Origin of the sequence: Microbacterium sp. TNHR37B (assembly GCF_001620065.1) — a bacterium.
Lineage (GTDB): Bacteria > Actinomycetota > Actinomycetes > Actinomycetales > Microbacteriaceae > Microbacterium.
In genome coordinates this window covers 248,116-260,369 of sequence record NZ_LQGV01000003.1, presented here as the reverse complement: position 1 = coordinate 260,369, position 12,254 = coordinate 248,116, and the positions used below count along the sequence as shown (strand labels likewise).

Below are 12,254 nucleotides of genomic sequence, written 5' to 3'. Positions count from 1 at the left end.
CGCACGGACCCCGTGTCAGAGCGACGCCGTCTCGCCGAGACCGAGGTTGCTCTCGTAGTCGATGTCTTTCGTCTCCTTAGACAGCCACAGCGCGACCAGAGTGAGGACGGCCGACCCGCTGAGGTAGACGCCGACGAGCCACGGCGAGCCGCCCGCGGCTGCCCACAACGCCGTCGCGACGATGGGCGCCAGGGCCGCCCCGAGGATCGAGGAGACGTTGTACGCGATCGCCGAACCGGTGTAGCGGACGTTGGTGGGGAAGAGCTCGGGCAGCAGGGCGCCCATCGGGCCGAAGGTGGCTCCCATGAGCATGAAGCCGAGGATGAGGAAGGCCTGCACAAGGGCCCCCGTGAACTTCGGATCCAGCTGCGGGGAGAGGAACACCGAGAAGAGGAGCCCGAACACCGCGATGGCCGCGGTGATCCACAGGAGCAGACGGCGTCGCCCGATGCTGTCGGCGACGGGGCCCGACAACAGCGTGAAAATGCCGAAGAACACGACGCCGATGATCTGCATGATGACGAAGTCGGTGTAGCCGAACCCGAGGCCCGCGACGTAAGTGGACGGGTCGAAGGCAGGCCCGCCGGCATCGGCGGCCGCCTGTGCCCCGTCGGCGGTGGCCTTGGTGCCGTATGCGAGGGTGAAGCTCGTCATCAGGTAGAAGAGCACGTAGGTGGCCAGCATGATGAAGGTGCCGAGGATCATCGCCCACCAGTGACGGCGGAAGACCTCGCCCAGGGGGAATTTGCGCAGCGCCCCCTTCTTCTCGGCCGAGGAGAAAGTCTCCGACTCCACCAGCCGCAGCCGCACCCAGAGGCCGACGATGACCATGACGGCCGAGAAGAGGAACGGCACACGCCAGCCCCACGCCAGGAAGGCCTCGGAGCGCACCGCCGGGCCATCCGGGTGGGGCAGGGCGAAATTGATCAGCAGGAACACCGTGTTGGCGATGATGAAGCCGATCGGAGCACCCAGCTGAGGGAAGGTCCCGTACCAAGCACGCTTGCCCTGGGGGGCGTTCTCGGTGGCGACGAGCGCGGCGCCGGACCATTCGCCTCCGAGCGCGAAGCCCTGCGCCAGGCGCAGCACCAGCAGCAGCACCGCCGCCCAGACGCCGATCTCGGTGAAGGTCGGGAGGAAGCCGATGAGGAAGGTCGCGATGCCCATCGTCAGGAGCGAGGCGACCAGCGTCGCCTTGCGGCCGAAGCGGTCACCGAAGTGACCGAAGACGACGGCGCCGATCGGACGGGCCACCATCGCCGCACCGAAGACGCTGAACGACAGCAGGAGCGCGGTGGTGTCGTTGCCCGTCGGGAAGAAGAGGAGAGGGAAGACGAGCACGGCCGCCGTCGCATAGACGTAGAAGTCGTAGAACTCGATCGTGGTCCCGACGAGGCTGGCGGTGATGACGCGCGAGCGGGGGTTGGCGGGAGCGGGGGATGGGGTGGGAGCGTGGGACATGGAGCACCTGGAAGACACGGAGGGACAGCGGATCCTCGTGGGATGAGGGCCAGGCGGGTCGCGCGCCGCGCGGGGTGGTGCGCGGGGCGGCTCGGAGGTCGTCGCGGAGCGGTTGGTCACCGGAGCCGACGGAAAATCGTACGTCCGTGGAAGGCCGAGTCGGGCGAAACGTCAACCGCCGCCCGCCACGTGTGCGGCGGACGGCGGTGGTGGTGCGACGGGCGGTCAGCGCCAGAGGACAGCCAGGGCGGCGTTCAGGAGGGTGAGGACGCCGATGCCCCAGAAGACGGGAGCGGGGACACTGCCTGCCTTGCGTTGACGCGCGGCGCCGATCCCGAGGAGGGCGCCGATGACGAGGAGCACGACGAGCTTGACTCCGATCTTGACGTAGTTCAGCTCCCAGGTGATCCCCCACGGGGCTGCCAGCGCGAGGCCGGCGACCCCGGCGATCGCGAGACCCCAGTGCTGAAGCCGCGTGATCTTGCGGTCGCCGACGGCGGCGACCAGCCAGGCTCCGAAGAGGGTGGCGAACCCGACGAGGTGGATCAGGACGACGACGTGGCGGAGGGTTTCCATACCCTCAGCCTACCTGAAGGTGTGCGGACTCGTCAGTCCGGACGGCGTCGGAGGCGTCCCGCCGAGCCCCGGAGGACGAAGCGGGCCTCCGACAGCACGACATCGGCGGGGTCTCCTCCCGTCACCGCGTCCAGCAGCATGCGCGCGGCTTCCCTGCCCAGCTGCCGGGGAGAGGTCTGCACGGTCGCGAGCTGAGGCTTGACGAACTCGCCGATGCGGTTGCCGTCGTAGCCCACGATCGAGAGCGCATCGGGGACGGCGACGTCGAACTCGATCGCCCGGTTCATGAATCCGATCGCCGACTGGTCGTTCGCGCAGAACACCGCGGTGGGGGCGTCCTCTCGCGTCAGCAGGATCTCCGCCGCCCGCCGCCCGCCCTCGTAGGTGAAGCTGCCGTCTTCGACGAGGTCTGCATCCAAACCCTCCTCCGCCATCGCCGCCTGCCAGGCCCGCAGGCGCTCGGCCGAGTGCGCGTAGGTGTCGGGGCCGCTCACGTGGGCGATTCTCCGGTGGCCCAGTTGGACGAGGGTGTGGACGACCTCGCGGATGGCGCGGGTGCCGTCTTGATGCACCGCGGGGAAGGCGAAGTCGGGTTCGGCCGGGTTGACGGCGACGGCGGGGACGCCGAGATCGCGCAGGAGCGCGATGCGGGGGTCGTCGACCTTGAGCTCGTTCAGGAAGACACCGTCGACGCGCCGGCCGTGCACCAGCTCGACCAGGCGGCGAAGGGTCGCCCGCGAGTCTTCGGTCACCAGGAGCGCCAGAACGTACCCCTCGGCGGAGAGAGACTCCTCGATGCCGCCGATGAACGCCCCGAAGAACGGATCGGCTTCCAAGACCTCGGGGTGGCGTTCGACGACGAGCCCGACGGCGAACGCACGCTGACTCGAGAGCGACTTGCCGCGCATCGACGGCACGTAGTCGAGCTCGGCCGCCACCTCCTTGACCCTCGTGCGCGTCGCCTCCGAAACGCCGGGCCGATCGTTGAGGGCGGCGGACGCTGAACTCAGGGCGACCCCGGCGGCGCGGGCGACATCGACGATCGTGGCGCGGGCGGCACTCGCCGATCCGGCCTTTCGGCCCGCGCGACCCGTCGAGGTTGTGTTCTTCATCGAGGTCAGTCTAAGGTACGAGTACCGAAACAACAGAAACGTTTCGGTACCCGCACAAAGGAGTGAAATGCGCACACACATCACCCGGGGGATCGCCGCCGTGGGCGTCGCGGCCCTCGCGCTCACCGCCATCACCGCCTGCTCGTCGACCGGGGAGGACGCCGGGAACGGCGAGGTCTACGGCACCCTGCAGATCCTCGTGTCGAGCTCGTCGGGATCCGACGCCGCCTTCGCGAAGGTCAACGAGGCCTTCATGAAGAAGTACCCCGACGTGAAGGTGGAGTTCAGCGCCGTCCCGAACGAGAACTTCAACTCCACCCGGTCGTCCCGCCTCACCGCCGGCAACGTCGACGTGACGCTCGCCCAGCCCCGCGACGTCCCGGCCTTCGCCGAGGGTGTCTCCGCGAGCGACGACAACGTCGCCGCCGACGCCGGCCTGTTCGTCGACCTCACCGATCAGCCCTTCATGAAGAACTTCACCCCGACGGTGCTGGAGGCCACGGCCTACAACGGCAAGCAGTACACGGTGCCGACCGGGCTCAGCTACTACTCCGGCGTGTACTACAACAAGAAGATCTTCGACGACCTGGGGTTGGAGATCCCGACGACCTGGAGCGAGTTCGAGTCCGTCGCCGCTGCGCTGCAGAAAGACGGCGTCACTCCACTCGGCATCGGCGGGAAGGACAGCTGGCCCGCCGGTCTCGCGATGCTCGCCGCCGTGCAGGGCCTCTACCCGACCGCCGAGGACAAGAACGCCCTCGCGACGGGGCTGTGGGACAACTCGCTCTCGCTGACCGATGGCACCCAGCTGCAGGTGCTGGAGAGGGTGAAGAGCCTCTACGACATGGCCCAGAAGAACTTCGCCGGCGTCGGGTACGACGCGATCCCGTCGGGCTTCGCCAACGGAGACTTCGCCATGACGATCGACGGCACCTGGAACCAGACGACGATCGACGCCGCCGTCGGCGACGCGTTCGAGTACGGCTACTTCCCGTTGCCGGCCAGCGACGACGCGGCCGACAACGCAACCCTCGCTGGCAAGGTGGAGCTCCGGCTGGCCGCTGCCTCCAACGCGCCCAACAAGGCCGCTGCGCTCGCCTACCTCGACTTCTTCTCGAGCCCCGACACCTACGCGGACTTCGTGGCCACGACCGGGTTCGCGCCCGCACAGCCGAACATCACGGCGAGCGACTTCCTCACGGGCATCGCCGACTACACGGCGACCTTCTCGCCGGCGTGGGACACCATCTGGGTGTCGAACCAGGACGCCGGTCCTGCGGCCGTCTTCCCGTTCAACTATCCCGCCATCGCGCCGCTCGGAACGATGACCGTGCCCCAGGCCGCCCAGGAGGCGCAGTCGGCCTGGTCCGCCGCCTTCTGATCGACCGACCGCACCCGCGGGCGACGACCAGGCTGTCGTCGCCCGCGGCCACCTCCCCAGGAGTGGTATGAGCACCTTCCCCTTCGGGCACCGTCGCACCATGCGGGTGAGCATGAGCGCCGGCGCGGCTGTCCTCGCCGTCTTCGCCCTCGTCCCGGCGGTCGCCGTCTTCGCGATCTCCTTCACCGATATCCGGGGCCTTCCCGGAATCCCCGTGAACTTCGTCGGCCTGGAGAACTACGCCCGCTTCTTCTCCGCCGCCAAGCTCGGCTACAACCTCAACGCCCTGCAGAACACCCTCGTCTACGCGATCGTCTCCACCGTCGTCATCAACGTGCTGGCGCTCGGCATCGCGGTGCTCCTGAACACCAAACTGCGCGGGCGCACCTTCACACGCGCCCTGGTGTTCCTGCCGACGATTCTCGGCGTCACCGTCATCGGCCTCATCTGGTCGTTGTTCTTCAACCCGTCGGCCGGGCCCGCCGCCACGATCTGGTCGTGGTTCGGGGCCGACTCGGCCTTCTTCGGCGACCCCGCCTTGGCTCTCGGTCTCGTGATCTTCGTGCAGATCTGGGCGGGGCTCGGCGTCGCCGTGGTCATCTATCTCGCCGGGCTCCAGTCCATCCCCGAGGAGCTGTACGAGGCGGCGGCCCTCGACGGCGCGGACGGGGCGAAGAGACTGCGTCTGGTCACGATCCCGCTGCTGGCCCCCTCTGTCACGGCCAACGTGCTCCTCGCGATCGTCGGCTCGCTGCAGAGCTACCAGCTCGCCTACGTCCTCACCGGCCCGAACAACCCGGCCACGCAGTTGCTCTCGCTCGCGATCTTCGCCCAGGCCTTCGGGGGGTCCACCACCAGCGGCATGGGCCAGTCGCAGGGGTATGCCGCGACCATCTCCGTCATCCAGTTCTTCATCGTCGGCATCGCCTCTCTCCTGGTGATGTGGTACCTGCGCAGAAGGGAGGCCCGGCTGTGACCACCCTGGAACGACGCCCCGGCCGCGTCGAGAAGCGTCGACGTCCGCTCACGCCCGGCCGAGTGGTGTCCTACCTCCTGCTGGCCCTCGTCGCCGTCTGCTACCTCTTCCCCCTGGCGTTCCTGCTGAACACCTCGCTCAAATCGAGCGGTGCCTTCTTCGCCGATCCCGGGGCCGTGGTGACCGAGCCGCAGTGGGGAAACTTCGGAGCGGCCTGGGTGCAGGGGAACTTCGGTGCCTACCTGGCCAACAGCATCATCTACACGCTGACGGCCGCGGCGATCGGGACCGCGGTCTCGCTCGTGCTCGCGTTCCCGGTGGCGAGGTCGTACGTGAAGCACCCGCGCCTGTGGAACCTGCTGTTCGTGGTGCTCCTGTTCCTCCCCAACGCCCTCATCACGCAGTTCCAGCTCCTGCTCCGCCTGGGGCTCTACAACACGCAGATCGGCTACATCGCCATCATGGCCGCGGGGGTGGGGATCGGGCCGATCCTGCTCGCCGGCTACGTGCGCTCGATCCCGTTCGAGCTCGACGAAGCGGCCGCCGTGGACGGTTGCGGCTATTGGCGCTACCTCATGACGTTCGTGATCCCGATGGCCCGCCCCGCCCTGGCCACCGTGTTCATCCTGCAAGCGATCGGCGTGTGGAACGACATCATTCTCGCGACGATCCTTCTGCCCGATCCCGCGAAGAGTCCGATCTCCCTCGGTCTGTACGCGTTCAAAGGCACCTACACCAACGACTGGCCGCTCCTGGCCGCGGCCACGATGATCGTCGCTGCGCCGTTGCTCGCGGCCTACGTCTTCCTGCAGCGCTACCTCGTCGGTGGCGTCGTCGGCTCCGTCAAGGGCTGACCCCTCCCTGCCCCGTCCCCTCTCGACACGAAGGCTGTCTCATGACCTCTCCCGCCGTCTCCACGGCATCCACCGTCCCCTACGAGATCCATCGTCTCGGCGTGATCATGGCGCCCGATCCGCAGGCGCCCGAGGAGGTGGAAGGCGTCCTCAACCCCGCGGTGGCGACCGACCCGCAGGGCACGGTGTGGCTCTTTCCCCGCCTGGTCTCCGAGGGAAACTTCTCGCGCATCGGCCGCGCCGAGGTGCTCTGCGACGGCGGAGTGCCCACCGGGGTGCGCCGCGACGGCATCGCTCTCGAACCCGCCCGCACCTGGGAAGCGGGGGGTCGGCACGGAGGCACCGAAGACCCGCGCATCACCCGCATCGACGCCCTCGGGCTCTACGTCATGACCTACGTCGCCTTCGGCCCCACGGGACCGCGGACGGCGCTGGCCGTCTCCGAGGACGCGCACTCCTGGCGGCGCCTCGGACCGCTGCAGTTCGCGTACGACGACGCACTCGACCTCGACCTGACGCTGTTCCCCAACAAAGACGTCGTCTTCTTCCCGGAGATCGTGCCCGCCCCCGACGGAACCCCGTCGATCGCGCTCCTGCACCGGCCGATGTGGGATCTCAGCTTCGTGCGCCCCGATCACGACGTGCGCCTGCCGGGCGGCGTGCTCGAACACCGGCCGAGCATCTGGATCTCCTACGTGCCGGCCGACGAGGTGCGCCGCGACGAGTCGGCGCTCACGCGTCCCCGGGACCACCGGTTCCTGGCCGGCCCCGAACAGGACTGGGAGAGCCTGAAGATCGGTGCCGGGCCCGCGCCGGTGCGGGTTCCCGAGGGATGGCTGCTGGTCTACCACGGTGTCTCGGGCACGATCGAGGGAAGCGTGTTCACCCCGCAGGCCGACGTCCACTATGCGGTCGGAGCGATGCTGCTCGACCCGGCCGATCCGTCCCGTGTCCTCCAACGCACCGCGGCGCCGCTGATGACCCCGGAGACCGACGGGGAGCGCGAAGGCGTGGTGGCCAACGTGGTGTTCCCGACGGCCGTGGAACGGATCGAGGGGCGCGACTTCGTCTTCTACGGCATGGCGGACAGCCGCATCGGCGTCGCTGAGCTCGTGCGGCGGGAATCATGACCCGGCCGCTCACATCGGCGTCGCAGCGTGCCGCCCTCGCCCGCGCGCGGGCACAAGCCAACCCGCGGACCGACGCCCTGTCCGAACACACCTTCCTCGCGCAGTTCACCGAGCCGCGGGAGTGGCAGGTCGGCCCCTTCACCGAGCGCCCGGAGCTGCGGTTCGACGGTCGTCCCTGGGAGGATCCGTGGCGCATCGGGTGGGAGGTGGCGTCGCTCATCAACTCCTCGCTCCTGCCGGAGGGCGACCGGCTCCACCTCTTCTATCGGGCGTCTCCGGCGAAGGAGTCGTTGGCTTCGCGCATCGGTCATGCCGTGCGGGAAGGGGACGGGACGTGGCGCGACGACAGCACCAACCCTCTCGTCTGGCCGACGGTCGAGGGGGAGGACCTCGGAGTCGAGGATCCCAAGATCTACCGAGCCGACGGTCGCTACCTGCTCTTCTACAACGGGGTGTTCACCGTCACCGACGCCGACCGCGCGCAGTACCCGTCGCCGGGATACGAGGTGGGCGACGTCGGGTGCGACATCTCGGTCGCGGAGTCCGACGACCTCCTCACCTGGACCAAACGCGGACGGGTCGTCGACCGCGAGGTCTCACGGCTCTGGGCGAAGGGCGCCGTCATCCCGCGTGACCTCGACGGCAACGCCGTGCGCATCGGCGGGGAGTACCTGATGTACCTCTCGGAAGGCTGCAACGGCCGCCTGCACGTGGGCCGCTCGCCCGACCTCGTCAGCTGGAGCTTCGCCCCGTGCGACTACCTCGACCTCGCGGGGTTCGGCGACGTCCTGCACGAGGTGGCCACGGCGATCGTCATCGAGGACCGTCTCGTCCTCGACTTCTTCTACGAGTCGGAGGCCACCTGGCGCGCGGGGCAGGCGCTCTACCGACTCGACGACCCCTTCACCGCGAGGGAACTGGCGCCGGGCGGCACGCTCGCCTGGGGCGGTATCGTCCGTTGGCGAGGCGAGACGATGTTCGCTCAGGGGTGGGACGCCCCTCCGGGGACGGCACAGGTGCAGCTGTTCGTGCGCTGAGCCCCCGGGCTCAGCCGCGCAGCTCGCGCAGCAGCACCGCGGTGCGCAGGGCCGCGTCGGCCGCCTCGGCGCCCTTGTCCTCCTTCGAGCCGGCGAGGCCCGCACGGTCGAGGCCCTGCTGCTCGTCGTCGAGGGTCAAGACCCCGAATCCCACGGGCTTGCCCGTCTCCAGCGCCACGCGCGTGAGCCCGTCGGTCGCCGCCGAGGAGACGTACTCGAAGTGGGGTGTTCCCCCGCGGATGATGACCCCGAGGGCGACGACCGCATCGGCCCCCGCCTCCAGCGCCACCTTGCTCGCGACGGGGAGCTCGAAGGAGCCCGGCACCCGCACGAGCCGCCACGACGCCCCGGAGGCCTCCAAGACGCGCTCGGCTCCCGCGATGAGGCCGTCGGTGATGGTGTCGTGCCACGTGCCGGCGACCACGATCACCCGCAGCCCCGTCGCGTCGATCCGGTCCGTCGTGGGCGCGCCGTGTCCGCTCATGCGTTCTCTCCCTGTGCTCCGGCCAGCGCCTGATCCAGCGCCGCGCCGTCGATGATGTGCCCCATGCGCTCCGCCTTCGTGGCGAGGTACTGGTGGTTGTTCGGCCCGACGCCGACCAGGAGCGGCACCTGCTCGACGATGTCGAGTCCGAGCGCCCGCAGCTGGTTGACCTTGTCGGTGTTGTTCGTGAGGAGGCGCACCTTGTCGACGCCGAGGTCGGCGAGGATGCCGGCAGCGGCGGCGTAGTCGCGCGCGTCGGCCGGGAGGCCGAGAGCGAGGTTCGCATCGACGGTGTCGAGCCCGCGCTCCTGGAGGCTGTAGGCGCGGAGCTTGTTGATGAGCCCGATGCCTCGTCCTTCGTGGCCCCGCATGTAGATGACCACGCCGCCGTCCTGCTCGATCGCGTCGAGGGCGGCGTCCAGCTGCGGTCCGCACTCGCACTTCAGCGAGCCGAAGGCCTCGCCGGTCAGGCACTCCGAATGCACGCGCACGAGCGACGCGTCGTCGGTGAGGTCACCCGAGACGACGGCGATGTGGTCGGTCCCGGTGATCCGGTCCTTGTACGCCAGGAAGCGGAAGGAACCGTGCGAGGTCGGCACCTGCGCCTCCGCGCGGAGGCTCACACGTCGCCGCGACCCGTGCTCGCTCTGCGCCTGGGCCACCGACGTGCCGTCGAGGTGGGCGATCAGCTGCTCGATCGTGATGACCGGCACGTTCTCTCGCGCCCCGAGTTCGAGCAGGCCCGGAAGGCGCATCATGCTGCCGTCCTCGGCGACGACCTCACCGATCGCCCCGACCGGCTGCAGGCCGGCGAGGGTCATCAGCTCCACGGCGGCCTCGGTGTGCCCTGCGCGCTCCCGCACCCCACCGTCGACGGCGCGCAGCGGCAGGATGTGGCCGGGGCGGATGACGGAAGACGGCGTCGAGGCGGGATCGGCCAGGACGTTCAGGGTGTGCGCGCGGTCGGCGGCGCTGATGCCTGTCGACACGCGGTCGGCGGCGTCCACGCTCACGGTGTAGGCCGTGCCGCGGCTGTCCTCGTTGACCGCCACCATGGGAGGAAGGTCGAGTCGGTCGGCCCAGTCGGCCGGCATCGGGGCGCACAGGAAGCCGCTGGACCAGCGGATGGTCCAGGCGAGCCACTCGGGTGTGGCGAGCTCGGCCGACAGGATGATGTCGCCCTCGTTCTCGCGGTTCTCATCGTCGGCGACGATGACGGGGCGGCCGGCGCGGAGGGCGTCCAGGGCCTCGGGGATGGTGGAAAGGCTCATTCGGAGCCTCCTTCTCGGATGGTGTCGGGTCGGAAAGCGAGGAGGCGCTGCACGTGGCGCGCGAGAATGTCTGTCTCCAGGTTCACGCGGTCGCCGGGGCGCAGCGCGCCGAGGGTCGTCTTGTCGAGGGTCTCGGGGATGAGGGACACCTCGAACCAGGGCTCGGACTCCTCGGCGGGGGAGACGGCCGAGACCGTCAGGGAGACCCCCTGCAGCGAGATCGAACCCTTGTCGACCACGAGCGGTGCCAGGTCGGCAGGCAGCGACACCCGGATCACGCGCCACTGCTCTCCCGGCCGCACCTCGATGACGTGCCCGGTGCCGTCGACGTGGCCCTGCACGATGTGTCCGCCCAGGCGCGCGTGCGCGGCGAGCGCCCGCTCGACGTTCACCTCCGCACCGATCTCGAAGGCGCCGAGGCTGGACATGTCCAGCGTCTGCTTCATCACGTCGGCGGTGAACCAGTCCGCGCCCTGATCGGTGACCGTCAGGCACACCCCGCTGATGGCGATCGAGTCGCCCCGGCGGGCGTCCGACACCGCGAGGGGCGAGCGCACCGTGAGTCGCACACCGTCGCCGGACGGCTCGATGGCGGTGACGACGCCACGCTCTTCGATGATCCCGGTGAACATCAGGGGGTCTCCTTCTCGGTGAGGGGGCGGGTGGTGACGAGGAGGTCGGCGCCGAGGCGCTCGACCGTGACGATCTCGAGTCGTCGTTGCTGGGCGATCGTGGACACCCCGACATCGGTGACGGCCACGCGGTCGCCGCCGATCACGGTGGGGGCGATGTAGGTGAGGACCTCGTCGACGAGACCTGCACGCAGGAAGGAGCTGGCCAGCGTCGGGCCGCCCTCGACGAAGACGGAGTGAGCACCCAGTTCGCGCAGGCGGTCGAGGAGGTCGGGAAGGTCGTCGCCCTCGTCCTGCAGGAAGGGACGGGGGTGGCGTCGGACGGCGGCGTCTTGCGGCACCGCGCGGGTCCCGACGATGACCGGACGCGGCTGGTCCGGGAGCAGTCCGCCACCCGGCTCCCGCGCCGTCAGCGCCGGATCGTCGGCCAGCAGCGTGCCGGTGCCGACGACGATCGCGTCCGCGACCGCGCGCCGGCGGTGCACGTCCGCCCGCGCCTCGGGCCCCGTGATCCACTGGCTGGTGCCGTCCTGGGCGGCGGCGCGTCCGTCGAGCGACTGCGCCCACTTGATCGTCACGTGCGGACGCCCGAGCCGCTGCACGGTCAGCCACCCCGCCAGGAGCGCCGTGGCCTCGTCGGCGCGCACGCCCGCGACGACGTCGACGCCCGCGGCCCGGAGCCGGTCGGCTCCGCCCGAGGACGCTTCGCCGGGGTCGTCGATCGCGTAGACCACGCGCGCGATCCCGGCATCGATCAGCGCCTGCGCGCACGGGCCCGTGCGGCCCGTGTGGTTGCACGGCTCGAGGCTCACGACGGCCGTCGCGCCGCGCGCGGCCTCGGGGGAGAGGCGCGAGAGGGCGTCGACCTCCGCGTGCGCGGTGCCCGCGCCGCGGTGCCAGCCCTCGGCGAGCAGTTCGCCGTCGGCGCCGAGGATCACCGCGCCCACTTGCGGGTTCACCCCTCGCGGCCCGTTGAGCGCCAGCGTCAGCGCGCGGCGCATCGCCTCGCTCTCGCGGTCGGTGGCGGCCATCCCTCGTCCTTCGGTCGGACTCCGGGGATCGGTCGACGCCTCGTCGGCATGCGCCATCGACGCACACCGCCTGTGCTTCCTCCCATCCGGACTCGCGACTCGCGTCGCATCACCGTCGGTCCTGGAGTTCCACCAGGTCAACCCGTCGCCGTGGCGAGGGGCTCGCGGACTGTCACCGCCGGTTCGGATTCTCACCGACCCCGGAGCACATCGTGCTTCCGAGTGTACTCAACGCGTCCCGCGGCGTTTCATTCCGCGCCAGCCTCTCCACAGGCCGCGCGACGTAGCCTGGGGGCGGGAGGACGGGTA

The 12,254-nt window shown here is 69.9% G+C and carries 12 protein-coding genes and 1 riboswitch; of the genes, 5 read left to right on the top strand and 7 right to left on the bottom strand.

The window, feature by feature from the left end:
* Positions 1 to 15: 15 nt before the first annotated feature.
* The 3 genes from AVP41_RS09480 to AVP41_RS09470 all read right to left on the bottom strand — a co-directional run bounded on the left by AVP41_RS09480 (position 16) and on the right by AVP41_RS09470 (position 3,149).
* A complete protein-coding gene (locus tag AVP41_RS09480) occupies positions 16 to 1,461 on the bottom strand; it encodes an MFS transporter (RefSeq protein WP_067163696.1) in 1,446 nt (481 codons plus the stop codon).
* 225 nt (positions 1,462 to 1,686) lie between these two features.
* Positions 1,687 to 2,037: a Fe-S protein gene (locus AVP41_RS09475; protein ID WP_067163694.1), complete on the bottom strand. Its 351-nt coding sequence runs from the start codon at positions 2,035 to 2,037 to the stop codon at positions 1,687 to 1,689.
* A 32-nt stretch (positions 2,038 to 2,069) separates the two neighbouring features.
* Positions 2,070 to 3,149 (bottom strand): LacI family DNA-binding transcriptional regulator, encoded by a 1,080-nt coding sequence (locus tag AVP41_RS09470; RefSeq protein WP_067163692.1) that lies wholly within the window; start codon positions 3,147 to 3,149, stop codon positions 2,070 to 2,072.
* A 67-nt stretch (positions 3,150 to 3,216) separates the two neighbouring features.
* Here AVP41_RS09470 and AVP41_RS09465 point away from each other — a divergent pair, with 67 nt between their 5' ends.
* From AVP41_RS09465 to AVP41_RS09445, 5 genes are all read left to right on the top strand, one after another.
* Positions 3,217 to 4,530 (top strand): ABC transporter substrate-binding protein, encoded by a 1,314-nt coding sequence (locus AVP41_RS09465; protein ID WP_067163690.1) that lies wholly within the window; start codon positions 3,217 to 3,219, stop codon positions 4,528 to 4,530.
* 67 nt (positions 4,531 to 4,597) lie between these two features.
* Positions 4,598 to 5,506: a carbohydrate ABC transporter permease gene (locus AVP41_RS09460; protein WP_067163688.1), complete on the top strand. Its 909-nt coding sequence runs from the start codon at positions 4,598 to 4,600 to the stop codon at positions 5,504 to 5,506.
* Positions 5,503 to 6,360 (top strand): carbohydrate ABC transporter permease, encoded by an 858-nt coding sequence (locus AVP41_RS09455; protein ID WP_082829144.1) that lies wholly within the window; start codon positions 5,503 to 5,505, stop codon positions 6,358 to 6,360. Before AVP41_RS09460 ends, AVP41_RS09455 begins: the two co-directional genes overlap by 4 nt.
* 41 nt (positions 6,361 to 6,401) lie before the next feature.
* Positions 6,402 to 7,490 carry a glycoside hydrolase family 130 protein gene (locus tag AVP41_RS09450; RefSeq protein ID WP_067163683.1) on the top strand — a complete coding sequence of 363 codons (1,089 nt, stop codon included), beginning with the start codon at positions 6,402 to 6,404 and terminating at the stop codon, positions 7,488 to 7,490.
* A complete protein-coding gene (locus AVP41_RS09445) occupies positions 7,487 to 8,527 on the top strand; it encodes a hypothetical protein (protein WP_067163680.1) in 1,041 nt (346 codons plus the stop codon). Before AVP41_RS09450 ends, AVP41_RS09445 begins: the two co-directional genes overlap by 4 nt.
* A 10-nt stretch (positions 8,528 to 8,537) precedes the next feature.
* On the opposite strand, the gene ribH is transcribed toward AVP41_RS09445, so the two are convergent.
* From ribH to ribD, 4 genes are read right to left on the bottom strand one after another with little or no spacing between them, the layout of a single operon-like run.
* Positions 8,538 to 9,011 (bottom strand): 6,7-dimethyl-8-ribityllumazine synthase, encoded by a 474-nt coding sequence (ribH, locus tag AVP41_RS09440; RefSeq protein ID WP_067163678.1) that lies wholly within the window; start codon positions 9,009 to 9,011, stop codon positions 8,538 to 8,540.
* A complete protein-coding gene (locus tag AVP41_RS09435; RefSeq protein ID WP_067163676.1) occupies positions 9,008 to 10,282 on the bottom strand; it encodes a bifunctional 3,4-dihydroxy-2-butanone-4-phosphate synthase/GTP cyclohydrolase II in 1,275 nt (424 codons plus the stop codon). The genes ribH and AVP41_RS09435 overlap by 4 nt, the downstream gene beginning before the upstream one ends.
* A complete protein-coding gene (locus tag AVP41_RS09430; RefSeq protein ID WP_067163673.1) occupies positions 10,279 to 10,914 on the bottom strand; it encodes a riboflavin synthase in 636 nt (211 codons plus the stop codon). The genes AVP41_RS09435 and AVP41_RS09430 overlap by 4 nt, the downstream gene beginning before the upstream one ends.
* Positions 10,914 to 11,945, bottom strand: coding sequence for a bifunctional diaminohydroxyphosphoribosylaminopyrimidine deaminase/5-amino-6-(5-phosphoribosylamino)uracil reductase RibD (ribD, locus tag AVP41_RS09425; protein WP_067165757.1), 1,032 nt, complete (start codon positions 11,943 to 11,945; stop codon positions 10,914 to 10,916). The genes AVP41_RS09430 and ribD overlap by 1 nt, the downstream gene beginning before the upstream one ends.
* Before the next feature lie 70 nt (positions 11,946 to 12,015).
* Positions 12,016 to 12,156, bottom strand: a riboswitch (FMN riboswitch).
* Positions 12,157 to 12,254: the final 98 nt, after the last annotated feature.

Excerpts from the sequence above, each read along its gene's own strand:
- AVP41_RS09480 (WP_067163696.1), bottom strand. The coding sequence starts at position 1,461 with ATGTCCCACGCTCCCACCCCATCCCCCGCTCCCGCCAACCCCCGCTCG.
- AVP41_RS09475 (WP_067163694.1), bottom strand. The coding sequence starts at position 2,037 with ATGGAAACCCTCCGCCACGTCGTCGTCCTGATCCACCTCGTCGGGTTC.
- AVP41_RS09470 (WP_067163692.1), bottom strand. The coding sequence starts at position 3,149 with ATGAAGAACACAACCTCGACGGGTCGCGCGGGCCGAAAGGCCGGATCG.
- AVP41_RS09465 (WP_067163690.1), top strand. The coding sequence starts at position 3,217 with ATGCGCACACACATCACCCGGGGGATCGCCGCCGTGGGCGTCGCGGCC.
- AVP41_RS09460 (WP_067163688.1), top strand. The coding sequence starts at position 4,598 with ATGAGCACCTTCCCCTTCGGGCACCGTCGCACCATGCGGGTGAGCATG.
- AVP41_RS09450 (WP_067163683.1), top strand. The coding sequence starts at position 6,402 with ATGACCTCTCCCGCCGTCTCCACGGCATCCACCGTCCCCTACGAGATC.
- AVP41_RS09445 (WP_067163680.1), top strand. The coding sequence starts at position 7,487 with ATGACCCGGCCGCTCACATCGGCGTCGCAGCGTGCCGCCCTCGCCCGC.
- ribH (WP_067163678.1), bottom strand. The coding sequence starts at position 9,011 with ATGAGCGGACACGGCGCGCCCACGACGGACCGGATCGACGCGACGGGG.
- AVP41_RS09435 (WP_067163676.1), bottom strand. The coding sequence starts at position 10,282 with ATGAGCCTTTCCACCATCCCCGAGGCCCTGGACGCCCTCCGCGCCGGC.
- AVP41_RS09430 (WP_067163673.1), bottom strand. The coding sequence starts at position 10,914 with ATGTTCACCGGGATCATCGAAGAGCGTGGCGTCGTCACCGCCATCGAG.
- ribD (WP_067165757.1), bottom strand. The coding sequence starts at position 11,945 with ATGGCCGCCACCGACCGCGAGAGCGAGGCGATGCGCCGCGCGCTGACG.